The sequence below is a fragment of the Rhizobacter sp. genome, from assembly GCF_032229685.1.
In the GTDB taxonomy this organism is placed as follows: domain Bacteria; phylum Pseudomonadota; class Gammaproteobacteria; order Burkholderiales; family Burkholderiaceae_C; genus LMDS01.
The window spans coordinates 80883-105072 of sequence record NZ_JAVTWP010000039.1 but is presented as its reverse complement, the minus strand read 5'-3'; the positions used below and the strand labels follow the sequence as shown (position 1 = coordinate 105072).

The 24190-nt window shown below is 68.4% G+C and carries 18 protein-coding genes and 1 tRNA gene; 14 read left to right on the top strand and 5 right to left on the bottom strand.

Annotated elements, in window-relative coordinates; translation table 11 throughout:
* Positions 1–56 precede the first annotated feature (56 nt).
* The 3 genes from AC30PD_RS17560 (at position 57) to AC30PD_RS17550 (ending at position 4887) form a co-directional block, all read left to right on the top strand.
* Positions 57–1172 carry an NADH:flavin oxidoreductase/NADH oxidase gene (locus AC30PD_RS17560; RefSeq protein WP_489536957.1) on the top strand — a complete coding sequence of 372 codons (1116 nt, stop codon included), beginning with the start codon at positions 57–59 and terminating at the stop codon, positions 1170–1172.
* 59 nt (positions 1173–1231) lie between these two features.
* Positions 1232–1306: transfer RNA gene (locus AC30PD_RS17555), tRNA-Arg, on the top strand.
* A gap of 53 nt (positions 1307–1359) precedes the next feature.
* Complete coding sequence (locus AC30PD_RS17550) at positions 1360–4887, top strand: DUF748 domain-containing protein (protein ID WP_489536956.1); 3528 nt, start codon at positions 1360–1362, stop codon at positions 4885–4887.
* Positions 4888–4899: 12 nt separating this feature from the next.
* On the opposite strand, the gene AC30PD_RS17545 is transcribed toward AC30PD_RS17550, so the two are convergent.
* The 3 genes from AC30PD_RS17545 to AC30PD_RS17535 form a co-directional block, all read right to left on the bottom strand.
* Complete coding sequence (locus tag AC30PD_RS17545; protein ID WP_489536955.1) at positions 4900–5229, bottom strand: ATPase with chaperone activity; 330 nt, start codon at positions 5227–5229, stop codon at positions 4900–4902.
* A gap of 44 nt (positions 5230–5273) precedes the next feature.
* Positions 5274–9191, bottom strand: a complete 3918-nt coding sequence (locus AC30PD_RS17540) for a PAS domain S-box protein (RefSeq protein ID WP_489536954.1) — start codon at positions 9189–9191, stop codon at positions 5274–5276.
* Positions 9192–9421: 230 nt separating this feature from the next.
* A complete protein-coding gene (locus AC30PD_RS17535) occupies positions 9422–11209 on the bottom strand; it encodes a methyl-accepting chemotaxis protein (RefSeq protein WP_489536953.1) in 1788 nt (595 codons plus the stop codon).
* Here AC30PD_RS17535 and AC30PD_RS17530 point away from each other — a divergent pair.
* Positions 11172–13067, top strand: a complete 1896-nt coding sequence (locus AC30PD_RS17530) for a sensor histidine kinase (protein ID WP_489536952.1) — start codon at positions 11172–11174, stop codon at positions 13065–13067. The genes AC30PD_RS17535 and AC30PD_RS17530 overlap by 38 nt on opposite strands.
* 7 nt (positions 13068–13074) lie before the next feature.
* Here AC30PD_RS17530 and AC30PD_RS17525 read toward each other — a convergent pair whose 3' ends face one another.
* On the bottom strand, positions 13075–13761 hold the full coding sequence (locus tag AC30PD_RS17525) for a response regulator transcription factor (RefSeq protein ID WP_489536951.1): 687 nt from the start codon (positions 13759–13761) through the stop codon (positions 13075–13077).
* Positions 13762–13972: 211 nt separating this feature from the next.
* On the opposite strand from AC30PD_RS17525, the gene AC30PD_RS17520 reads away from it, so the two are divergent.
* The 4 genes from AC30PD_RS17520 (at position 13973) to AC30PD_RS17505 (ending at position 17846) form a co-directional block, all read left to right on the top strand.
* The gene (locus tag AC30PD_RS17520) at positions 13973–14869 is read left to right on the top strand and encodes a hypothetical protein (RefSeq protein ID WP_489536950.1); all 897 of its coding nucleotides are present in this window, start codon (positions 13973–13975) and stop codon (positions 14867–14869) included.
* Positions 14870–15150: 281 nt separating this feature from the next.
* A complete protein-coding gene (locus AC30PD_RS17515; RefSeq protein ID WP_489536949.1) occupies positions 15151–15300 on the top strand; it encodes a hypothetical protein in 150 nt (49 codons plus the stop codon).
* Positions 15301–15570: 270 nt separating this feature from the next.
* Positions 15571–17016, top strand: a complete 1446-nt coding sequence (locus AC30PD_RS17510) for a S41 family peptidase (RefSeq protein WP_489536948.1) — start codon at positions 15571–15573, stop codon at positions 17014–17016.
* A 62-nt stretch (positions 17017–17078) separates the two neighbouring features.
* On the top strand, positions 17079–17846 hold the full coding sequence (locus AC30PD_RS17505; protein WP_489536947.1) for a HesA/MoeB/ThiF family protein: 768 nt from the start codon (positions 17079–17081) through the stop codon (positions 17844–17846).
* Positions 17847–17855: 9 nt separating this feature from the next.
* Here the strand turns inward: AC30PD_RS17505 and AC30PD_RS17500 are convergent, their stop codons facing one another.
* Entirely contained in the window at positions 17856–18860 is a 1005-nt protein-coding gene (locus AC30PD_RS17500) for an Ldh family oxidoreductase (protein ID WP_489536946.1), read from the bottom strand.
* Between the two features lie 99 nt (positions 18861–18959).
* On the opposite strand from AC30PD_RS17500, the gene AC30PD_RS17495 reads away from it, so the two are divergent.
* From AC30PD_RS17495 to AC30PD_RS17470, 6 genes are all read left to right on the top strand, one after another.
* Positions 18960–19874: an LOG family protein gene (locus AC30PD_RS17495; protein WP_489536945.1), complete on the top strand. Its 915-nt coding sequence runs from the start codon at positions 18960–18962 to the stop codon at positions 19872–19874.
* A 19-nt stretch (positions 19875–19893) separates the two neighbouring features.
* Positions 19894–20808 (top strand): arginase, encoded by a 915-nt coding sequence (rocF, locus tag AC30PD_RS17490; RefSeq protein WP_489536944.1) that lies wholly within the window; start codon positions 19894–19896, stop codon positions 20806–20808.
* On the top strand, positions 20805–22463 hold the full coding sequence (locus AC30PD_RS17485; protein ID WP_489536943.1) for a phosphoethanolamine transferase: 1659 nt from the start codon (positions 20805–20807) through the stop codon (positions 22461–22463). Before rocF ends, AC30PD_RS17485 begins: the two co-directional genes overlap by 4 nt.
* Before the next feature lie 123 nt (positions 22464–22586).
* Positions 22587–23282, top strand: coding sequence for a ProQ/FINO family protein (locus tag AC30PD_RS17480; RefSeq protein ID WP_489536942.1), 696 nt, complete (start codon positions 22587–22589; stop codon positions 23280–23282).
* A gap of 23 nt (positions 23283–23305) precedes the next feature.
* Positions 23306–23758, top strand: coding sequence for a phage tail protein (locus tag AC30PD_RS17475; protein WP_489536941.1), 453 nt, complete (start codon positions 23306–23308; stop codon positions 23756–23758).
* Complete coding sequence (locus AC30PD_RS17470) at positions 23755–24168, top strand: phage tail protein (RefSeq protein ID WP_489536940.1); 414 nt, start codon at positions 23755–23757, stop codon at positions 24166–24168. The genes AC30PD_RS17475 and AC30PD_RS17470 overlap by 4 nt, the downstream gene beginning before the upstream one ends.
* The last annotated feature ends 22 nt before the right edge of the window (positions 24169–24190 follow it).

Genomic DNA, 24190 nt, shown 5'->3' with positions numbered 1-24190 from the left:
GCCCGGCGCTCGGCGCGCCGGCCGGCCGCATCGTCACTCACCAACAGGAGCCTCCCTTGAGCGCACTCTTCGAGCCCCTGGCCCTCGGCGGCCTGACTCTCGCGAACCGCATCATCATTGCGCCGATGTGCCAGTACTCGGCCGTCGACGGCACGCCCGGCGACTGGCACCTGATGCACCTCGGGCAGCTGGCCGTTTCGGGCGCCGGGTTGCTGATCATCGAAGCCACTGCAGTGTCGGCAGAGGGCCGCATCTCGCCCGGTGACCTCGGCCTGTATGACGACGCCAACGAAGCCGGCCTCGCACGTGTGCTCGCGGCCATGCGCGCGCATTCGCCGATCAAGGTCGGCATGCAACTCGGGCACGCCGGGCGCAAGGCCTCGAGCCGCGCGCCCTGGGACGGCGGCTCGCAGATCCGCGCCGGTGAGCCGGGCAGTTGGCAAGCCGTGGCGCCTTCGGCCGTGCCGCACTCGCCTGCCGAAGAAGCACCGACCGCGCTCGATGCCGCCGGGATGAAGCGTGTGCGCGACGACTTCGTCAGCGCGGCGCAGCGTGCCGCACGGTTGGGCATCGACGGCATCGAGGTCCACGCCGCGCACGGTTACCTGCTGCACCAGTTCTTGTCGCCGATCGCGAACAAGCGCGACGATGCCTACGGCGGCAGCCTCGAGAACCGCATGCGCTTCCCGCTCGAAGTGTTCGACGCGGTGCGCCAGGCCTTCCCGGCCGAGCGCCCGGTGTGGGTGCGTGTCTCGGCCACCGACTGGGTGCCCGGCGGTTGGGACATCGAAGGCACCGTCGCTTTGGCGCGCGCGCTCGAAGCGCGTGGCTGCGCGGCCATCCACGTGTCGAGCGGCGGGGTGTCGCCGCAGCAGGCCATCAAGCTCGGGCCGGGTTACCAGGTGCCGTTCGCGCAGCGTGTGAAGGCTGAAGTGGGCATGCCGACGATCGCCGTCGGCCTGATCACCGAGCCCGAACAGGCCGAAGCCATCATCAGGAACGGCGAGGCCGACGCGGTCTCGCTGGCCCGCGCGATGTTGTACGACCCGCGCTGGCCCTGGCACGCCGCCGCGAAGCTCGGCGCGCAGGTCAGCGCCCCGAAGCAGTACTGGCGCTCGCAGCCGCGCGAGTTCAAAGACCTGTTCGACGGTGCGCAGTTCGGCGCGCGCTGAGCGCCGCCCGAGTTGGGCGAGAATCGCCGCCTGACCGCCGACCCGCAGCCAGCCCCGCTCTCGCCGTAGTTCAATGGATAGAACGGCCGCCTCCTAAGCGGCAGATACAGGTTCGATTCCTGTCGGCGGGACCAACAAGAACACCTGGTTTCGATTCATCCGCACCGACCGTGGCATGGTCTTGAACATGCTCTCCCGTCTGCCGAAGTTCGTTCGCATCTGCGCCTGGGCGCTCGGCGGGCTCGTGATCGCGTTTTTCCTGTTCGGCTGGTTCGGTTTCGAGCCGCTGGCCAAGTGGGCCCTGCCCAAGATCGTGGCCGACCGGAGCGGGCGCGTTCTCACACTCGAGCAGGCCCGTTTCGACCCCTTGCGCCTGGCCATCGACGCGCGTGGCCTGGCACTCACCGAGGCCGGCGGCAAGCCGCTGCTGTCGATGAAGCAATTGTTTCTCGACCTCGATGCCAGCAGCCTGTTCAAGCGCGCTTTCGTGGTCCATGAAGTGCGGCTGGGCGAGCCGGTCGCCCAAGTCGAGCTGCGGGCCGACGGCCGGCTGAACTGGCTCGACTTCGTCGACGCGATGGCCGGCCCGCCCTCCGCCACCGACCAACCCGACGCCGCGCCGCCACGGTTGCTGTTGCGCCGCCTGCGGCTCGAACAGGGCCGCCTCGAACTTTCGGACCAGCGCGTCAGCGGCGGCTTCCAGACCGCGATCGACGCGCTGAACATCGAGCTCGACAACATTTCCACTTTGCCCGAAGACCGCGGCTCGTACAGCCTGTCTGCGCGCACCGGCATCGGCGCGAAGCTGCGCTGGAAAGGCAACGTCAGCCTGAACCCCGTCACGGCCACCGGCGAGATCGCCGTGGACGAGTTGCAGATCGAAAAGCTCTGGCCTTACCTGAAGAACCGTCTGAACATGGCGCCGCCGCAGGGTATGGCGGCGCTGGCTCTGGCTTACCGCGTGGGCTACGCGAACCGCCAGTTCGACCTGAACATCGACAAGCTCGACGCCAGCGTCGACGGCCTCGCGCTGCGTGGCGTGCGCGACTCAGCACCGTCGATCGCGCTCGACTCGCTGCGTGCGCGGGGTGGAAAGTTCGACCTCGGCCGGCAAACGCTGGCCTTCGACAGCTTGCGTGCCGAAGGCGGGCGCGTGTCCGTCGAACTCGACGCTCAGGGCCGACCCCAGCTGATGGACTGGTTGCTTCCCGGCGCTCAGCCGGCGACCCCGGCCGCACCTGCAGCAGCAGCCGCTGCACCGGCCGCGCAGCCCTGGCGTGTGGAGATCGGCGAGCTCGGTGTCGACCGCCTGGCCCTGTCGCTGCTCGACCGCGGCTTCGTGACACCGCTGGCGGCCACCGTGGGGCAGCTGAAGCTGCAGCTGAAGGCGCGCGCCGAGGTGGGGGCCGGCGAGACGCAAGCAAGAATCGACGGGCTCGGCGCACGCATCGCCGATCTGGCCGTTGCCAGTGGCGCCAACGCGCCGCCCTGGTTGCGCCTCGCGGCGCTCGAAGTGCAGGATGGCAGCGTCGGCCTGGACGAGCGCGAGGTGGCGCTGGGCCGTGTCTCGCTCAGTGGCGGCCAGGCCGAGCTCGTGCGCGCTGCCAATGGCGATCTTTCGGTGCTGGGTTTGCTCCAACGGGTCGCGCCCGGTTCGGCCGCAGCGAAGCCCGCGCCGCCGCCCCGCCCTGCTGCGACGGTGCCCGCCGAACGAGCCTGGCGCTACAAGGTCGGAAAGATCGAGATCGACCCGTTCAGCCTGGCGCTGCGCGACGAGTCGGTGACACCCCACGCCACGCTGGCGGTCGAAGGCCTGAGTGCGGCGCTCGACGGCCTGAGCGAAGACCCGAAGGCCGAGTTGCCGATGCGCCTGCGCTTTCGTGTGAAGCAAGGCGGGAGCTTCGAAGCGAGCGGGCGGGTGTCGCCGTTCGCGCCCTCGGCCGACCTGAATGTCAAGCTGACCGACCTGTCGCTGCTGCCGGCGCAGCCTTTCCTGGCGCGGCCGACCAACCTGGTGCTCGTCGACGGCAAGGCAGGCACCCAGGGCCGCCTGCGCTACAAGGGTGGCCAGCTGAACTACGAAGGCAGCTTCGGCGTCAAGGCGCTGCAGTTGAACGAAGCGGGCACCAACGAACCGGTGCTGGGCTTGAAGTCGCTGTCGAGCACGAAGCTGAGCGCGACGCAAGACCGGCTTCGGGTCGGCGAGGTGCTGCTCGATGGCCTGGACAGCGAACTCGTGATCCTCAAGGACCGCAGTGTCAACATCGCGCGCCTCGCCAAGCCGGCGGCGCCCGCAGGCAGTGCGCCACCGACCGCAGCCCCGGCCGCGAAAGCCGGGCCGCCCTATCGGGTCGATGTGGATCGGGTGCGCATGGTCAACGGCAAGCTCGACTTCTCTGACCTGTCGCTGGCATTGCCCTTCGGCGCGCGCATCCACGAGTTGCAGGGCACCATGGTCGGCCTGTCGAGCCAGGCCGGGCCGCCCGCCCAGCTCGAGTTCGACGGCAAGGTAGACGACTACGGCCTGGCACGCGCGGCCGGCCAGATCAACCTCTTCGACCCGACCGGCTTCACCGACATCAAGGTGATCTTCCGCAATGTCGAGATGACATCGTTGACACCCTACTCGGCCACCTTCGCCGGGCGCAAGATCGAGTCGGGCAAGCTCTCGCTCGACCTCGAATACAAAGTCAAGCAGCGCCAGCTCGCCGGCGAAAACCAGATCGTCATGGACAAGCTGACGCTCGGCGAGCGGGTCGAGAGTGCGGGCGCGATGAACCTGCCGCTCGACCTGGCGCTGGCGATCCTGAAAGACGCCGACGGCAAGATCGATCTGGGCCTGCCGGTGTCGGGCAGCCTCGACGACCCGAGCTTCAGCTACGGGCAGATCGTCTGGAAGGCGATCGTCAACGTGCTCACCAAGGTCGTCACGGCTCCTTTTCGTGCGCTCGGTGCCTTGCTGGGGGTGAGCGGCGACAAGCTCGACCAGATCGTGTTCGACGGCGGCTCGGCCCGGCTGCTGCCGCCGGAACGCGAAAAGCTCGCGAACCTCGCCAAGCTGATGGCGAAGCGGCCGGGCATCGGCCTGTCGGTGCGCGCCGACTTCGACCCGAAGACCGATGGCCAGGCCATTCAATCTCTGCAGTTGCGCCGCGCCGTGGCACAAGATGCCGGGCGCAAGCTGGCAGACGACGAAGACCCTGGCCCGATCAGCACCGAGCAGCCGGCCACACGCGAAGCCCTGGAGCGCCTCTACGCCAAGCGCTTCGGCGCGGCCGCGCTCGAGTCGCTGCAACAGCGTTTCGTGCAGGCCAACCCGGGCCCGCCACCGGCCAGCGCCACGGGCCGGCTGGTGTCGCGTTTTTCGTCGATGCTCAAGCCCACGGCCCAGCCCCTGCCGGCCGAAGAGGCAGCGCGGCTCAAGGGCGCCGACCTGCACGCGCTGATGCTGCAGCGCCTGCTCGACGAAGACGTGGTCGACCCGGCCCGCCTGCGCGCGCTCGCGGCGCGGCGTGGCGCGGCGATCGGGGCCGAACTCGGCACGCTGGGCGTTGCTGCCGACCGCATTCGCCTCGAAGAACCACGCGCCTCCGAAGGTGAGAACGGCTCGGTGGCCACGGCGCTCGGCATCGCCACGGGGGCCAGACCGGCCGGCGGCTCGGCCGCGGCTTCGGCACCCGCCGGCGCGGCCTCGGCGACGCCGACGGCACGCTGAAGCACGCTCGGCTCAGCTTGCTTCAGGCGGCGTTGCATGGTCGGGCACTGGCCAATCGGCCAGTTCGGCCAGGCGAGCGACGACCCAGCCGGCCTCGGCCTCGCTCACACCGGCAGGCGCCGCGGTCAAGCCGAGCCGGCAGCGTTCGAGCACATCGGCCTGCGACAAACCGGCATCAAGGTGCTGCGCACGGGCGTATTCGAGAAGGTGCTGGGCCAAGTCTTCGCAGTGCTCGTAGCGTGCGCTGACGTGTTCGCGGGTGGAACCCGCCTGCAGCCGCCCGCGGGTGAGGAACAGCGCCACGAAAGAGTCGGGAACCTCGAGCTGGTTGTGGTCGTACATGGGCAGGGTGCAGCGGGAAGGCAGGCCGCGCATCTTGCCCGGATTCACGCCCCATCTGGCGCAGCGGTCAGCAGGCGCTTCACTTCGCCGAGAAAGTGGTCGAAGTCCAGCGGCTTGGTCCAGTAGTCGAAGGCGCCGGCCTTGCGCGCTGCGGTCACCTCGTCGGGCATGGCACTCGCAGACAACGCGACCACCCGACACCGGCTCGTGCGCTCGTCGCTGCGCAGCGCGGCCAGCACCGCCAGCCCGTCCATGTCGGGCAGGCGCATGTCGAGCAGCACCAGGTCGGGCTGCACGGCGCGCGCCATCGTGAGGCCGTCGCTGCCGGTCTCTGCCTGGGCCAGCGTGACCCGCGGCCAGCGCAGCAACAGGTGCTCGACCAGCAGCAGATTGACGGGGTTGTCCTCGATGTAGAGCACCGTACCGCTCGGCGGCACATCGTTCGCGGCCAGCACTTGCGGGATCGGCGGAGGCGCGAACGGGTTCGACGCCGCTGGCGCGTCGTGCGTGAGCAGGCCGACCCGGATCGTCGTGCCGACACCGACCTCACTGCGAACGTCGATGCTGCCGTGCATCAGTTGCACCAGCTGGCGCGTGAGCGCCAGGCCCAGGCCCGTGCCTTCGATGCCATCACGTTCACGCCCCAGGCGGTTGAAGGGCTCGTACAGATGCGCCAGTTGCTCGGCGGTCATGCCGATACCGGTGTCGAGCACCTCGACGTGGGTGCGGTCGTGGTCACGCACGATCTCGATGCGCACGTGGCCGCCGCGGCGGTTGTACTTGATCGCGTTCGACAGCAGGTTGATCATCACCTGGCGCAGGCGGATCGGGTCTGCCCACACCCGAGCCCGGCCAGCCGCACGGTAGAGCGGTTCGATCGTGACGCCCTGCTGCAGCGCCGGCGCCTCGTTGAGCCGAACCGCTTCGTCGAGCAGCTCCGGCAGGTCGACGCTGCGTTCTTCCACATCGACGCGGCCGGCTTCGATCTTCGACACGTCAAGCACGTCATTGATGAGCGCCAGCAGGTGCCAGCCCGCGCGCCGAATGTGCTCGACCTGGCCGTGCTGGCTCTTGGACAACGGGTTGGCGACATCACTCTGCAACAACTGCGAAAAGCCGAGCACCGCGTTCAGCGGCGTGCGCAATTCGTGGCTCATGCGCGAGAGAAAGTCGGTCTTCGCGCGGCTGGCCGACTCGGCCACTGCCTGTGCCAGCCGTGCTTGCGCAACCCGCATCATCTCGGACGCATCACGGATCACCACGGTCATCAGCACCTCTTCGCCTTCACCGAGTTTGGAGATCGACGCCTCGATCGGGAACTCGGAACCGTCCGCGCGCAGGCCGACGAGGGTGTGCAGGCCGCCCATGCGGCGCGCCGTGCTGCCGGTGTGGGCAAAGCCGGCCACGTGTTCGCGGTGTGCCGCGTGCAGCCGCGCCGGCAGGAAGCGCTCGATGTCCTGCCCCATCGCTTCGGCGGGCGTCACTCCGAACAGTTCCGACGCAGCGCGGTTGAACAAGCGCACCTTGCGGCCCGCATCGATGGAGATGATCGCGTCCATCGCCGTCTCGACCAGCCCGGCCAGCTGCAACTGCTGGGCACCCAGCAGACGCTGGGTTTCGCGAAGGTCGGTGATGTCGTTCGCGATCGTCAGCACGCAGGCCTGGCCGTCGAACTCGATCAGGTCGGCCTGCAGAAGATAGTCTCGCTGACGGCCGCCCACGGCGGCGCCACGCATCTCGAAATTTCGAACCCGGTGGTCGGCACGCAACTGGCCGACGAAGTCCTTTCGCTCGGCGTCGCCGGGCCACAGGCCCGCGTCGAAGGCGTTGCGCCCGATCAGCTCTTGTACGCGCTGGCCGGTGAAGGCGCCGTAGGTTTCATTCACGTCGAGCAAGCGCTGGTCGGCCACGCTGGCGATCGACATCGACACCGGCGCGGTCTGGAACAGCATGCGAAAGCGGGCGTAGTCGGCCTCGGCCCGTTGCACGGCGGCAGCGCGGGCAACTTCGCGCTCGAAGTTGTCGAGCGCGAAAGAGATGTCGCTCGTCATTTCTTCGACCAGGTCGATCAGGCGGTCGTCGAAGAAGCCGCTGACCGTCATGTGCAGGCTGAGCGTGCCGACGACGACGCCGGCGCGCCGGAACGGAAAGGCGGCCGCGGCCTTGGTGCCGATCGCGGCCGCGCGGTCGCGCCAGGGCAAGGTGCTCGGGTCGTTCTCATAGTCGTTGGACACTTGCCGCTGGCCGGTGCGAACCGCCAGCGCCGTCGGCCCGCGGCCCTCGGGCACGGCTGGGTCGAGCGAGGCCCTGAAGCCGCTGACGAAGGCCTCGGCCGGGCCGGCCCAGGCCACCGGCTTGACCAGGCCTTCGTTGACCAGCGAGATGTAGGCGATGCTGGCGTGGCCGTGTTCGACGCAGATGCCGCAGATCTCGCGGTAGAGCGCAGCGGGTTCGGACATGCGCACGATCGCGCCGTTGGTGCGCGACAGCGCCGCGTAGAAGTCGGACTGGCGCCGTTCGCGCAGGCGTGCCTGCAGGCTTTCGGTCACGTCTTCACCGAGGCTGGCCGACCCGACGATGGCGCCACTCGCCGACCTCAGCAGCGAGCTGTGCCAGCGCACGACACGGCGCGCGCCCGGGCGGGTGAGGATCTCATACTCGCTGAGGCGCGGCGTGCGGCGGCCAGCCATTGCGTCGTCGAACATTGCCGCGATGTCCGGGCGCTCCGCAGGCAGCATCCTGCTGAACCAGTGCGCGCCGATCATCTCGTCGCGCGACCAGCCGGTCAGCGTGAGCAGGTAGTCGTTGCAGAAACTGACACATCCCTTCGCATCGAGCATCAGCGAGAGCATGTCGACGTTCGCGAAGAGGTCGGCGTAGCGCCGCTCCGACTCGCGCAGTTCGGCTTCGGCGTTCTGGTGCGCGTCGAGCATCGCGTTGAACTCTCTGGCCACTTGATGGAATTCGCCGGGAACCGCCTCCTCGGCACGCGCGCCGCGGTCGCCGAGGGCCACTTGCCGGGCGGTCTTTGCGATGGCCGTGAGCGGGGCAGACATCCGCCTGGCCATGAAGACAGCGAGGCCGAAGACGGCCAGCACCACCAAGGAGCCGACCACGAGATTGCGCTGCAACTGGGCGCGGTAGTCGGCAAAGACGTGGGCCGCGGGGATCGCGGCCGCGGTCTGCCACGGGCCGGCGGCCACGGTCTTGAGTGCGAAGACTCGCTCGACGCCGTCGATGCCCGGTGCGATGCCCACACCCTTCGGGTTCAGGTGCAGCGCCCTGCTGATCACGGCGCTCGCGTCCTTGCCCACTTGCTCGGAGAAGCCGGGCATCGTGGCGAGGATCGTGCCGTCGCGGTCGAACAGCGTCAGCCGGCTGCCGGGTGGCAGTGCGTAACGGCTCCAGCGGCCCTGCATGCTTTCAAGGTCCAGCAGAGCGGTCAGGGTGCCGACCCGGTGGCCCGCGCCGTCGCGCAGCGGCACGCTCATCGCCGCCACCGTGCGTTGCACGACCGGCGCGAGGAAAGGCTTGCTCAAGGCCACCTGATCGCTGTTCGCCGCTTGCTGGAACCAGGCGAAGTCGGACACGTTCGCGGGCAGCGGGCCCGGCCTCTTCACGGAATAACACACCGGCTTGCCAGCCAGGTCGGTGATGAAGACGTTGGCAACATGCTGGCGCCGCTGGGCCACGCCCTCGAGCAGCGGATCGCAGGTCTGGTCGTCGAGCGCCTTCACGAGCGGGCGCTCGGCGAGAAAGGCGAGGTACTGCTCGGTACCGGTGAGCAAAGACTGCACGTCCTGCCCGATTCCGGCGGCGAGACTTTCAACCGTCTGGATCGCCGACTCGCGGGCTTGCAGCGACTCATGGGAAAGGTTGTAGGCCAGCAACGCGAGCAAAGGCATCGCGACGACGGCAATCAGCCAGACCAGTTGGCGAAAGAAGTAGCCCTGGTGTCGCATCGGCGTCTCCCATCACATGCAGGCTGCGCTGTGCCGTCACCGCGATCGGAGCATCCGACCAGCGCGGGCCTGCAGATGTGGGGCGATGGTATCCCTGGGCCACCGGCTTGGGGCGGTGGGCAACCCGAAGGCGGCGCGAGCCGTTCGCGCGGCGCACGCGCCGGCAAACCGCCGGCGAGGGGCGAAAACCGGCCGACGGAGCGCCGGTTCTGTGCCTCAGCCCCGGCGCTTCACGGCAAGCGGAACTTGTCGACCTCGCCCGCCAGTCGAATGGCCTGCTCCTTCAACGACGACGAGGCGGCCGCCGTCTGCTCGACCAGCGCGGCATTCTGCTGCGTCATGCGGTCGAGCTCGTTCACCGAGGCGCCGACCTGCGACACCCCGTTGCTCTGCTCGGCCGCAGCGGTCGAGATTTCGGAAAGCAAGTCGTTCATGCGGCGTGCGTTGTCGACGAGTTCTTCCATGGTGTCGCCAGCTCCCTTGACCACCAGGGTCCCGGCCTCGACCTGCTCGACGCTCGTGGTGATGAGCGTCTTGATCTCGCGCGCGGCCTGGGCGCTGCGCTGCGCCAGGCTGCGCACTTCGCTGGCCACGACCGCAAAGCCGCGCCCCTGCTCGCCGGCACGGGCCGCCTCGACCGCGGCATTGAGCGCCAGGATGTTGGTCTGGAAGGCGATGCCGTCGATGGTGCCGATGATGTCGCCGATCTTTCTGGACGAGGTGTTGATGCCCTGCATCGTGCTGACCACCTGCGCGATCACCACGCCACCGCGCGCGGCGGACTGCGAATTGCCGGCCGCCACTTCCGCGGCCTCGCGCACGTTGTCGGCCGTGTGCTTGACGGTCGACGCGATCTCTTCCATCGACGAAGCGCTTTCCTCCAGGTTGGCCGCCGTCTGCTCGGTGCGCGCCGACAGGTCCATCGACGCCGAGGCGATCTCGCCACTGGCGTGAACGATCGACTCCGACGAACCCCGCACCCGCGAGACGATGGTGCGCAGCGAAGCCTGCATGTCGTGCAGCGAAATCATCAGGGCTGCGGCTTCGTCCTTGCCCCAGGGGTTGGGGCGGGTCGTGAGATCGCCGCCGGTCATGGCGATCAGGTGGCGCTTGACTTCGTTCAGGCCGCCTTGCGTCACCAGGTAGAACGAATAGAACAGGTAGGCACCCAGCAGCAGCGCCAGCGAAACGGCTGCCATCGTGAGGTTGCGCTGCCGCGCCAGGCCATCGACGCGCACTTGCAGCAGTTCGTCGAGCCGCTCGATCATCCTGCCCTGCAGGCCGTTCAGACCCTCCACCACGGCGCTGCCACGCTTGACCAGCGATTCGCCTTCGGGCTGGCCGGCCACGGCCATGGCGCGAAACTCGCGCAGCTGCGGCATCAGGGCATCGGCCTTGATGTCGCCTTTGTAGTCGGGGTGCACACTCAGAATCTTCTCGAGCGCCGCTTCGAGCCGGCTGCCGAACAGGTCCGCGGTCACCGCCGAGGTGATGATCTGGCGGCGCGCTTCGTCGTTCGCCGGCTTGCCAGAAGCGGCGACCGCCGACAACACGTCGCGCAGCCTGGCGGTGGCCTCCACGAGTACCGGCTCGGCGGCCAGCGAGGCATCCATCAGGTAGTAGGTGTCGAGGTCGGGATCCAGGGTCAGGTTCGAGCCGTCGCCGACCTGCCCGAGCAAAGCCTGCACGGCGTCGGCGTAAGCCGAGTGCGCAGCGAAGGCCTTCTCGGTCGGCGCGTTGTTGGCGGCGTCGGCCGCCGCCTTGAGTGCGGCAAACGCCTTTTCCGTGCCCAGGCTGGCTCCGAGCGCGCGCTCGACCGCCTCGACTTTCTGCATCTGGGCGTCGCGCGCCTTGCGCGCCTCGGCCAATTCGGGCGCAGCATGGCCGGAGGCCAGTGCCTGGAGCGCCTGTTCTCGGAACGCCTGGCCCAGCCGAACCAGCGGCGCCACCTCGCGCACATAGGCCACGCCCACCCGTTCCTTGGCCGAGAACTCGATCGCCGCCGACTTTTCAGTCATGAAGCTCCAGCTCAACAAGGCCACGGGGACCAGGAAGACGGCGGAGACGATCAGCGCCTTGGCTCGAAAGTTCAGGGTGCGGAACAGTCGCACACCGGGTGACCAGGCCCCGTGGTGGGCAAAAAAGCCGGCGTCGCGCTTGGCGTCGTCGCCCCGATGCCGAGTCAGGCTGGCGGCCTGCGCAATTGCAAAAGACATGGTGCTCCTTCGGTTACTGCAGATGGCGCAGGGGATGGGCGTGTCTCGCCCGCGGTCGCCCGACGTCAGATGTGATTTCGTCGTGCAGCTTCTGATCTTTAGCCCGAATCGGCGTTTCTGCGAAAAAGTGCCGGCCCGCCGTTCCGCTCGGGCGCGCCGGAATCACGGCGCATTTGTGGCGACCCCCAGCCAAGGCGTGCGCCGAAAATTCGCCATGATTCACGCGCAGACCGCATTCATCGTGGTGGGTTTCCTGTTCGTCGCCCTGCCGGCCACGGCCTGGACGATCCTGCACAAGCGCCACGACATCGCTTCGGTGGGGCTGTGGTGCGGCGGGGGCCTGCTGTACGGCGGCGGGTTCATCCTGATCGGGCTCCGCGAAGAGATCCCGGCCTGGCTGAGCTTCATGGTGGCCAACCCATTCATGTTCGCTGGCTACCTGCTGCGCGGGTTGGCCCTGCGGCGAGAGCTCGGCGTGCGCTCCGGAGCGCGGGCTCCGATCGGCGCATTCCTGTTGTTCTCGGCCATGTACCTGCTGGCCTACGTCTGGGCACCGGCAGAGGGGCCCCGGCTGGCCGTTTCGCTGGTGGCCAACCTGTTTGGCGGCACCTGGTTGTGCTGTCTGGCCTGGCAGATGTACCGCGCCTGCGGCCACCGCAGCGCGGCGATGCTCGCCAGCGCCTATGGCCTGTTCGCAGCGACGCTGATCGTGCGGCTCGTGGCCGTGCTGCTGTCGTGGGGCGAAGCGCGCGCCATGGCGGGCACGCTCGACTTCGTCATCACGTTCTGCGCGAGCCTGGTGGCCGCGCTGTTCGGCAACCTCGGCTACATCGGCATCGCGCTCGAGAGAAGCCGCGGCCTGGAACTCGAACGCAGCGCAGCCCTCGCGCGCGAACAGGAGCAACGCGCGCAGTCCGAGCTGCGCGTGCGGGAGCAGGCCGCGTTGCTGGAGGAGCGCGGCCGCCTGCTGGCCGAGCGCGAGGAAATGCTGGCCGCCCTGGCCCACGAAGTGCGGCAGCCGCTGAACAACGCTTCGGCCGCCCTGCAAGGTGCCTGGCAGGCACTCACCGAGGCGCAACTCGACCGCGAACAGGCGGCAGCACGTCTGCAGCGTGCCAAGACGGTACTGACACAGGTGACATCGGCACTCGACAACACGCTGACCGATGCCGTGCTGCTCGGCGGCACAGCGCCCCTGGCTCGCCAGGACATCGACGTCGATACGCTCGTGTCGCTCGCCATCGGCGACATCGACCCGGGCGCGCGCGACCGTGTGCGGCGGGAGCGCTCGACCGACACCCGCACCGCGTCGATGAACGCCGGGCTGATGCGCCTGGCCTTGCGCAACCTGATCGCCAATGCCCTGGCGTACGCACCGCCAGACTCGGCGGTGGCGGTGCACGTGGCCGAATCAGAAGAACCGCTGGCCCTGCTGATCGATGTGCGCGACCAGGGGTCGGGCATACCGGCCGAGCTGATGCCGCGCCTGTTCACTCGCGGAGCACGTGGCAACCAGGTTCACAACCCGCGCGGGCACGGCCTCGGGCTCTATATCGTGCGTCGCATCATGGAAATGCATGGCGGGACCGCCGAAGTGCACCCGAGCGAGGCGCCAGGCCTGACGATGCGACTGGTGATACCGCAGTCGCTTGCTGGCTGACGCCAGACTAGGCCTGAAGCAGCTCGGCCCTGAACACGTAGCCGATGCGTGCCTGCGATTGCAGCGGCACGATCGCGGGCGTGGCCCGTTCGATGCGGCGCCTCAGCCGGTACATCGTGGCGTGCAGCAGGTTGTCTGAGTCTTCGGCATGCGCGCGGCCCAGGCGCTCTTTCAGCGTGTCGCGCGACACGGTGCCGCCGCGGGCCTCGAGAAAACACTTCATGACGGCCAGATCGGTGCCGCTCAGCGACACCTGGGCACCGTCGGGTGCCACCAGTTCGCTGGTACGCAGGTCGAGCTTCCAGCGACGCACCTGGTCCTGGACGGCGGCGGCCCGGCGGTGCACCGCCTTGACGGCCAGAGCCACCTGCTCGAAACGGATGGGCTTGGCGAGGTACATGTCCGCGCCGGCATTGATCACTTCGTCGAACACCGCAGGCGCCAGACGGCCCGACACCACCAGTACGCCGGCCGAGACGCGGCGCCGCAGGATCCGGATCAGTTCCACACCGTCGACGCCCGGCAGACCGAGGTCAAGCACATAGAAGTCGAAGTCGTACGGCGCACGGTGGGTCAGCAGCTCGTTGCTGTCGCCGAAGGCATGCACGTCGACCCCTTCGCCACGCAGGTACTGCGTCAGGAATTCGCAAAACTCCAGATCGTCATCAACAACGGCAAGTGAGTGGGGCAGCATGTGGTGGCTTGGTCCAGTGAGCCCCGGCAGGGTACACGGCCGTGCCAGCGGCAAATGGCCGATATGCACCGGAAAACCGTCCTTCCAGTACGGGCCCGACGAGGGCGCCCGATCTCGGCTGCGGAGCCACCGTGGGGCAAGAGCAGGTTGGGCACGCCTGGGGCGCTCCGTCTGGCATGCTGCATGACCGAGACGACCACGGGGCCCTGCCATGAACGATCTGCCTGCCGGCGCGCCGCGCCACGACCGCCGCACCGAAGACGTGGGCAACATCGTCGAGTTCGGCCACGTGAACCTGCGTGTGCCCGACCAGCAGCAGGCCATCGTCTTTTACGTGATGGGCCTGGGCCTGACGCGCGACCCGTACTTGGTGACGGGGGTCGACAACGCCTGGATCAACGTGGGCACCTGCCAGTTTCACTTGCCGGTGGGTCCGGCGCAGGTGCTGCGAGGCTGCATCGGTCTGGTGATGGGCGACCTCGACGCGCTGGTCGATCGGCTGGCTCAGGTGCGCCCGCGCCTGCAGGGCACCCGGTTCGGCTTCGATCGGGCGGCGGGCCACGTCGACGTGAGCTGCCCCTGGGGCAACCGCATCCGGGTCCATGCGCCCGACACGCAGCGCTTCGGCCGCATGACGCTGGGCATGCCTTACGTCGAAATCGACGCCCCGCCGGGCAGCGCCGAACGCATCGGACGCTTCTACTCTGAGGTTCTGGCCTCGCCCGCACTCGGCGGCGAGGACGCCGCCGGTGTGTTCACCCGGGTGCCGGCCGGCGCCGGCGAGAGCCTGGTGTTCCGCGAAACGCAGGCTCCGCTGGCCGCCTACGACGGCCACCATGTCCAGATCGCGGTGGCCGACTTTTCGGGGGTGCACCGCCGCCTGCTCGAACGCGGGCTGGTGAGCGAAGAAAGCAACCAGAGCCAGTACCGTTTCGAGAACATCACCGACCTGGACACCGGCGAAGTGCTCGTCACCCTCGAACACGAGGTGCGCAGCATGCGCCACCCGATGTACGCCCGGGCGCTGGTCAACCGCAACCCGGCCACCACCAACAACCATTACGCCACCGGGCACGAAGCCGCCGGCTGGCGAATGCCCCCCGGGTGATCGCCGGCGACGTTACTTGCCGATACACAGGCGGCCAGCATGGTGCACCGGGCGTGCGAAACCTGTCGAGTTTCCGCGAACGAGGGGATTCCCATGCACCCCGGACTGTCGTAAAAAGTGGCATGGTTGTTGCGGCGAAGTTGGCCCCGGCATCAACCTGTGAGTCCTGTTCAGGTGGGAGCTTCGTGATGGTTCAACGGAAGAGTGCAAGTGCAGTTCGCCGACGTGTCTGGCGCGTTTCTGAAGCCGCCCCGCTGGGCGAGTTCGTGTATCCCGACGAATTGCCCGCACGCCCGGCGGCCACCGAAGTCGAACCGGTCGACCCCGGCTGGCGCATGTCGTCGTTCGAACTGACCCACGGCCTCGAGGTGAGCGAAGCGCCGGCCGACACCGTCCCCGGCGACGTGTTCGACGAGCTTTTCCGGCGCTGAGCCTCGCGGGAGCGGCAGCGCCGCAAACCCTGCGGAACTTCTTTACACACCCCGGCAATTGACCTGCCAGTACCCGGCGTCATCTCTGCACCCGGTGCGCGCCTCGCGCCACAGGGCGGCGCATCCACCGCCAGGCTGCTTGCGTAAGGCTGCCTGCACGAGTGCCGCGTGCAACTTTCCCGGCCCGCCACCACTCGGAGAATGGGTCGCAGGAATATACTGGGGTGTCATTTGAATCACGTTCAAGCAGCCAAGCACAAGGGGTCGTTGATGGGTGCCAAACTCAAGGTCGCAGGTTGGCTCGCCGTGGGCGCCGTCACCGGCGCACTGGCCACGATGCAGCTGCAGGCCACGGCGCGCAACGGCGTGTCGCAACTCCCGCTCGAAGAACTTCAACAGCTGGCCGCCGTGTTCGGCATGGTCAAGACCGACTACGTTGAACCTGTCGACGAGAAGAAGCTGATCAGCGACGCCATCGGCGGCATGGTGGCCGGGCTCGACCCGCACTCGCAGTACTTCGACAAGAAGAGTTTCAAGGAATTCCGCGAGTCGACCACCGGCCGATTCGTCGGCATCGGCATTGAAATGGGCATGGAAGACGGGCTCGTGAAGGTCGTCAGCCCCATCGAAGGCTCACCCGCTTTCCGCGCCGGCATGAAGAGCGGCGACCTCATCACCAAGATCGACGACACGCTGGTCAAGGGCCTCACGGTCGACCAGGCCGTGAAGCGCATGCGTGGCGAGCCCAACACCAAGGTCGTGCTCACCGTCTTCCGCAAGACCGAGAACCGCAGCTTCCCCGTGACCATCGTGCGCGAAGAGATCCGCGTGCAGAGCGTTCGCTCCAAGGTGGTCGAGCCGGGTTATGCGTGGCTGCGCGTGAGCCAGTTCCAGGACCGCACCGTCGAAGACTTCTCGCGCAAGCTCGAAGAAATCTACAAGCAGGAACCGAATCTGAAGGGCCTGGTGCTCGACCTGCGCAACGACCCGGGTGGCTTGCTCGAAGGCGCGGTGGCCATCTCGGCGGCCTTCCTGCCGACCGATGTGGTCGTGGTGTCGACCAATGGCCAGATCGCCGACTCGAAGCAGACCTTCAAGGCCTCGCCCGAGTACTACCAGCGCCGCGGCGGCACCGACCCGCTGCGCAAGGTGCCCGACGCCGTGAAGCGCGTGCCGCTGATCGTGCTCGTCAACGAAGGCTCGGCCTCGGCCAGCGAGATCGTGGCCGGTGCGCTGCAAGACCACAAGCGCGCCACCATCATGGGCGCGCAGACCTTCGGCAAGGGCTCGGTGCAAACCGTTCGCCAGCTCTCGCCTGAAACCGCGCTGAAAATCACCACCGCGCGCTACTACACGCCGAGCGGTGCGTCGATCCAGGCCAAGGGCATCGTGCCCGACGTGATGCTCGACGAAACCGCCGAGGGCAACCTGTTCGCCGCGCTGCGCACCCGCGAAGCCGACCTTGAGAAACACCTGCAAAGCGGCCAGGGCGCCGAGCAGAAAGACGAAGCCCGCGAAAAAGCCCGCGACGAAGCGCGCAAGAAGCTCGAGGAAGACATGGCGAAGAAGGTTGGCACGGCGCCCAAGCCTCCGATCGAATTCGGCAGCGCCGAAGACTTCCAGCTGACGCAGGCGCTGAACCGCCTGAAAGGCAAGACGGTGATGGTCAGCAAGACCGCTGTCGAGCGCAAGGCCGAGGCAGACACCAACAACTGAGGCCTGCCGCCCCCTGAAACGCCCGTGCCACCCACGGGCGTTTTAGTTTGTATGCTTTGCGCATGGACGACACCCAGCTGCTGCGCTACTCGCGCCACATCCTGCTCGACGAGATCGGCATCGAAGGGCAGCAACGGCTGTTGGCCGCGCACGCGCTGGTGATCGGCGCCGGCGGCTTGGGTTCGCCGGTCGCGCTCTACCTCGGCACCGCCGGCGTGGGAACGCTCACCCTGGTCGACCACGACACGGTCGACCTGACCAACCTGCAGCGGCAGATCGCGCATTCGTTGTCGCGGGTCGGGCAGCCGAAAGTCGCGTCGGCGGCGGCCAGTGTCCACGCGATCAACCCCGACGTGCGCGTCGTCTCCCTGCAGGAACGGGCCGACGCCGCGCGGCTCGATGCGCTGGTGCGTGAAGCCGACGTGGTGGTCGACTGCAGCGACAACTTCGCGACCCGCCACGCGGTCAACGCCGCGTGCGTAGCGCACGCCAAGCCGCTCGTCTCGGGTGCGGCGATCGGCTTCGACGCCCAGATCTCGGTCTACGACACACGTTCGCCGGCGAACCCCTGTTACGCCTGCCTGTTCCCGCCCGATGCGCTGATCGAAGAAGTGCAGTGCTCGACGATGGGCGTGTTCGCGCCGCTCGTCGGCATCATCGGCAGCATGCAGGCGGCCGAGGCGCTGAAGCTGCTGATGGGCGTGGGCACGTCGCTCGCCGGCCGCTTGCAGATGCTCGATGCGCGGTCGATGGAATGGACGCAGATCGGCACCGCGCGCAGCGCCGGCTGCCCGGTCTGCGCGGAGCGTCGCGCACTGGGCGCCGCCTGAGCGGGCGACTCAGCCCTCGCCGAGGCTCTGCCACAAGGCATCGGGCACCTCGATCCCTTCGGCCTGCGCGGCCACCCGCAGCGCCTCGCGGCGCGCGCCGGGCAGGCGCACACCATCGTCGACCAGCATCTCGTTCACCAGCACTTCGATGCGGTCGAAGAAAGCTTCGCGGCCCGCGAGCGCACCCGGGTCGATCACGATGAAGGTCTGGCCGATGCGCGGCGTGTTGCCGGCATCGCTGAAGAAGCTCGACGCCTCGAAGCCGAAGCTGGCACCGATCACGGCCGTGACCAGCAGTTCGACCACCAGCGCCAGCATCGCGCCCTTGGCGCTCGAAGCGGCACCGATCGGCAGCATCGAGCCTTCCATGCCGGCCGCCGGGTCGGTGGTGGGCTGGCCGTTCACGTCGAGCGCCCAGCCGAGCGGGATGCGCTTGCCCTGCTGCGCAGCCACCATCAGCTTGCCGCGCGCGACTTCGCTCAAGCTCAGGTCGATCATCAAGGGCACACCATCGCGGCGCGGAAAGATCGCCGCCATCGGGTTGGTGCCGAAGATCGGGTGGCGCCCGCCGGCCGCCGGCATCGCCGAAGGCGCGTTGGCGAACCCGAGGCCCACGAGCCCGGCCGCCGCCGCCACACGCAGGTGGTCGACCAGCACGCCGGCGTGGTGGCTGTTGACCACGCCGACCACGCTGATGCCGAACTCCTGCGCGCGCCGCATCGCCTCGGCCACCGCCAGATCGCAGGCCGGGAAGGCCAGGCCCGTGCCGGCGTCGACCACGGCCGCAGCGCCCTTGCTTTTCGCAACGACCGGAACCGCCGCCCCGTCGACGCGCCCGTGCCGCAAGTGCCCGCTGTATTGCGCCACGCGGCTGAGGCCGTGCGACGCCATGCCCTGCGCTTCAGCCAGCACCAGCGCCCGCGCTGTCGCGTCGGCCATCGCCGGGCTCGCACCGGCGCGCCGCAGCGCCGCGCTCACGCGCTCGCGCGCCTGCGTCATCGAAATCTTCGGCACTCGCGCCCTCCCGTGTCGCACCCATCGTGCGCGGCCGATCTTAGTGGCGCGCGCCGATCGCACCGAACCGGGCAGCGCACTTGCCTTAAGCTGTGCGCCATGAGCAAACTGAGTCGCCGCCAGACCCGCAACTTCCCGACCGCGAAGCAGGACGCGAACGCCAACGCCGGTTCGACCCAGCCGCTGTCGCGCTACGAAGGGCCCGAAAGCTCTTACCGGCTCGCTTTCACCGACACCGATTTCCTGCTGCGCGAAGAGATGCGCCCGGTGCGCATGCAGCTCGAACTGCTCAAGCCCGAGATGGTGCAAGACGAACAGGGCATCGAGTCGACCATCGTGATCTTCGGCAGCGCCCGCATCGTGCCGCGCGAGACCGCACAGCGCCTGCTCGACGACGCCCGCTCGGCCAACAACGCCACGGCGCTCGCCCTGGCCGAACGCCACATGGCGATGTCGCACTACTACGAAGAAGCGCGCCGTTTCGCGGCGCTGGTGACGCAGAAGTCGGCCCAGCTCGCCACCCCGATCTACGTGGTGACCGGCGGCGGCCCCGGCATCATGGAAGCCGGCAACCGCGGCGCCTTCGAGGCTGGCGGCAAGAGCATCGGCCTGAACATCGTGCTGCAGCACGAGCAGGCGCCCAACCCCTACATCACGCCCGAACTGTGTTTCCAGTTCCACTACTTCGGGCTGCGCAAGATGCACTTCCTGATGCGCTCGGTGGCGCTGGTGTGCTTTCCCGGCGGCTTCGGCACGCTCGACGAGATGTTCGAGGCGCTCACGCTCATACAAACCGGCAAGTCGCGGCGCCGGCCGGTGTTGCTGTTCGGCCGCGAGTTCTGGACCAAGCTGATCAACTTCGAGCAGCTCGTCGAGACCGGCATGATCAGCGCGCTCGACCTGCAGCTCTTCCGCTTCGTCGAGACCGCCGAAGAAGCCTGGGGCCACCTCGAAGCCGAAGGCGGTTTCGAGCTGCGCGAGTCCGACAAAGACCTGCCCGTCGCCGATCTTTGAACCACCCGCCGGAACCCGCATGAACAAACTCATCAGCCTGATCGGCGCGCCCACCGACATCGGCGCGGGCAGCCGCGGCGCCAGCATGGGCCCCGAAGCGCTGCGCGTGGCCGACATCGTCAAGGTGCTCGAAAGCCACGGCCTCGAAGTGCTCGACCGCGGCAACGTGAGCGGCCCCGCCAACCCGTGGCTGCCACCGGTCGACGGCTACCGGCACCTCAACGAGGTGGTGGCCTGGAACGTGGCCGTGCACGAAGCGATGCTGGCCGAATTGAAGCTCGGCCGTCTGCCGATTTTGCTGGGCGGCGACCACTGCCTGGGCATCGGCTCGATCAGCGCCGTGGCGCGCCACTGCCGCGAAACCGGCAAGAAGCTGCGGGTGCTCTGGCTCGACGCGCACGCCGACTTCAACACCAACACACTCACGCCGAGCGGCAACATCCACGGCATGCCGGTCGCCTGCCTGTGCGGGCACGGCCCGCAGGCGCTGGTCGAGATCGGCGGCACGGTGCCGGCGATCAACCCGAAAGTCGTGCGACAGATCGGCATCCGAAGCGTCGACCAGGGCGAGAAGCGGCTCGTGCACGAGACCGGCCTCGAAGTCTTCGACATGCGCTACATCGACGAGATGGGCATGCGCCACACCATGGAGCTGGCGCTGGCCACGCTCGACGCCAACACCCACCTGCATGTGAGCTTCGACGTCGACTTTCTCGACGCCGACCTCGCCCCCGGCGTGGGCACCACGGTGAAAGGCGGGCCCACGTACCGCGAGGCCCAGCTCTGCATGGAAATGATCGCCGACACCGGGCGCCTAGCGTCGCTCGACGTGATGGAGCTGAACCCGGCGCTCGACGTGCGCAACGGCACGGCGATCGTGGCCGTCGACCTGATCGAAAGCCTGTTCGGCAAAAGCACCCTGATGCGCTCATGACCGCCAGCCCAGCGGCCAGCAGGTTCGGCCGGTTCTGGCACGCCGACCCGCTGGCACCCTTTTTCGCGGTCGGCGCCACGCTGTGGCTGTGGGTCGCGTTCGGCCACGAAGGCCGCAAGATCGGCCAGTTGCTGCTGCTCGCGCTGCCCGGCCTGCTCTGGTTGTTCTGGCCGCTGCGCAGCGCCGCAATGCGCGCGCTTCGTTCGGTCGCGCTGTGGTGCTGGGCCATGGCCTTCGTCGCCGACGCCGCACTGCGGGCTTATCTCTTCAGCACCTACCAGGCCGCGCCCGACAGCTCGCTGGTGCTCGGCGCCATGGCCAACACCAGCGCAGGTGAAAGCGCCGAATACCTGTCGATGCACTGGCGACCGGTTCTGGCTGCGCTCGTGCCGGTGGCCGTGGCCGGCCTCTTGCTGGCGTACTTTCTGTGGCCTTCGGCGGCACGCGGCGGCGCCACCGGCACGCGCGCGCTCCGCACCCGTTGGGGCATCGGCCTGCTCGGGCTGGCCTTGCTGGCCAGCAGCGTCGCCTACGCGAGCAAGCCGTGGCGCCGACTGCACCCGGCGCTGCACTGGGCCGACTGGAGCCGCTCGGTGCAGGAACAGCGTGCCGTGTGGGCCGACGGCGCCGTGGCGCGCCGCGCGGCGCTCGAACGGGCGGCGGCGGCCCAGCCGGTGCTGCTGTCGCAGGAGCCGGCCACCGTGGTGCTGGTCGTCTCCGAGAGCATCAACCGCGACAACCTCGGCCTCTACGGTTACGCGCGCGCGACCACACCGCGGCTGTCGGCACAGCGCGCGGCACTGGCCGAGCGGCTGATCGTGCTGCGCAACGCCTGGTCGGCCGACCCGGCCACGCTGGCGGCACTGGCCAACCTGTTCCAGTTCGGCGAAAGGTCGAGCAAGAATCCGATGCACGTGCTCGCGTTGGCGCGAGCCGCCGGCTACCGCGTGTGGTGGATCGGCAACCAGGACGACATCGCCGTCGAGCAGACCCACGCCGGCCTGGCCGACGAGCTGCGCCTGATCAACCGCAAGCCGGGCCGATCGAGCCTGTCTCCCGATTCAGACGTGCTGCAGCCCATGCGTGTTGCGCTCGCCGACCCGCACCCGCGCAAGCTCATCGTCGTGCACTTGATGGGCGCGCACCCGCACTACCACCTGCGCTACCCCGAAGGCCGCAACCCGTTCGACGGCCGGGCTGACGCGGTCGAGCGCGAGCTCGAAAGCAAGGGGCGCCCGGCCTGGCTGCGCCAGTTGCGCAACGAGTACGACGCCGCGGTGCTGAACCACGACCTGCTGGTCTCCGAACTGCTCGACCTCACACGTGCCAGCGAGAAGGCCGGCACTTACCGCGCCTGGATGTTCCTCTCCGACCACGGGCAGGAAGTGGCTCACGAACGTGACCATGCCGGCCACAGCCCGGGCACTGCGGCCGGGTACCGCATCCCTGCACTGGTCTGGCACAACCAGGCCAGCCGCCTGATGCCGGCCGACCTGGAACGGCGGCCGTTCCGCGCCGACTGGGGCAGCTGGACGCTCACCGACCTGCTGCGCATCCAGTGGCGCGCCGACGAGCCGAGCCGCAACGTGCTCAACAACGACTACCGCTGGCTCGCGCCCAGCCTGGGCGTGCCGGTGACCTCGTTCGTCGACTGAAATTGCGCGCCGCAAAACGCAGCGACAATCCGGCTCCTGATCTTTTCACGCTGACCGAACGTGCCACCAATCCCACACGAGCCCGCCGACAACGAAGCGGCCGAGCCTGCCGCAGACCCGTCGATGGCTGAACCCGCAGCGACAACGGCAGCAGAGTCGCCCGCCGCGCCCGCGGTGCCTGAACTTTCGCCTGCGGCCTGCGCCGCGCGCCTGGCCGAGTTGTTCCCGGCGCTCTTCACACCCGGCAAGCCGCAGCCGCTGAAGCTGCGCATCCAGGCCGACATTCAAGCGCGCGCGCCGGGCATCTTCACGAAGAAGTCGCTGTCGGTCTTTCTGCACCGCCACACCACGGCCACGGCCTACCTGCGGGCGGTGGCGAACGCGCCGCAGCGCATCGACCTCGACGGCCAGCCCGCGGGCGAGATCGCCGAAGAACACCGCCAGGCCGCGCTGGCCGAGCTCGAACGCCGCCGCGCGCTGCACGACGCCCGCCGTGACGCCGAACGCAACGCCCAGCGCGCCGCCAACGAAGAAGCGCGTCGCGCTCGCGCCGCCGAAGAAGAGCAGCGCCGCGAAGCCTCGGGCCTGCTGCGCGCTTTCGAGACCACCACGCTCACACGCGCGAACTTCTGTGCGCTGAAGGGGTTGACCGAAGAGCAGCTCGAAACCATGCTCGCGCAGGCGCGGCTGGCGCCGCCACCGCTGCGCGTCGAACAACGCCCCGCCGACACACGCGGCCCGCGCCCGCCAGACCACAGACCACAGCAGCCACCCGGCGCGCGCCAGCGCCCGCCACCGAACCGCCGACCGCCCCGCTGAAACCTGAACCGAGGAGACCCGCCATGGCCACGATGCGCGATCGCCCTTACACCCAGTTCAACTTTCTCGTCGACCTCGGCGACGGCAACACCGAAGGCCCGCGTGCCGGCTTTCAGGAGATGAGCGAGATCGGCACCGAAGTCGCCGTCATCGAATACCGCAACGGCAATTCGAAGGAGAACTCACCCATCAAGCTGACCGGCCTCAGCAAGGCGAGCAACGTGACGCTCAAGCGTGGCGTGATCGGCTCGCTCGACCTCTACCGCTGGCTCGACGAGATCCGCAACGGCAATCAGAACGCGCTGCGCACCGTGACCGTGCAGTTGATGAACGAAGACCACAGCGCGGTGGTGCAGACCTGGAAGCTGCTGCGCGCCCGCATCGTCAAGCACACGAGCGGCCCCTTCAACGCGAAGGGCAACGACGTGGCGATCGAAGAGATCGTGCTCGCCTGCGAGCGCATCGAGCTCGAGTGAGGCCGGTGCAGCGCGACCGGCCCAGCACCGGCGCCAACTTCCTGGTGTCGTTCGGCGCCGCCGACGCGCGCGACGAGCGCGCCGGCTTCTCCGAAGTGATCTTCCCGGTGTTCATGGCAGACGCCGAACGCGACAGCACCGCGACGCTGGCCGGGCTGGTGCTCAAACGTGGCGTGACCGGCGGGCTCGAGCTCTACACCTGGTGGGACAAGGCACGGCGTGGCAAGGCACCACAACGCCGCACCGTCAAGGTCGAACTGCTCGCCGAAGACCAGCGCAGCGTGGTGATGACCTGGCGCTTCTTCAACGCCCGCCCGCTGAGCCTGGCTTATTCGCCGCTGAACGCGATCGAAGGTGGCATCGTCATCGAAACGCTCGAGCTCGCGTTCGACCGTGTCGAGATGGGCTGAGCCGCGCGCGCGGACCGGCACC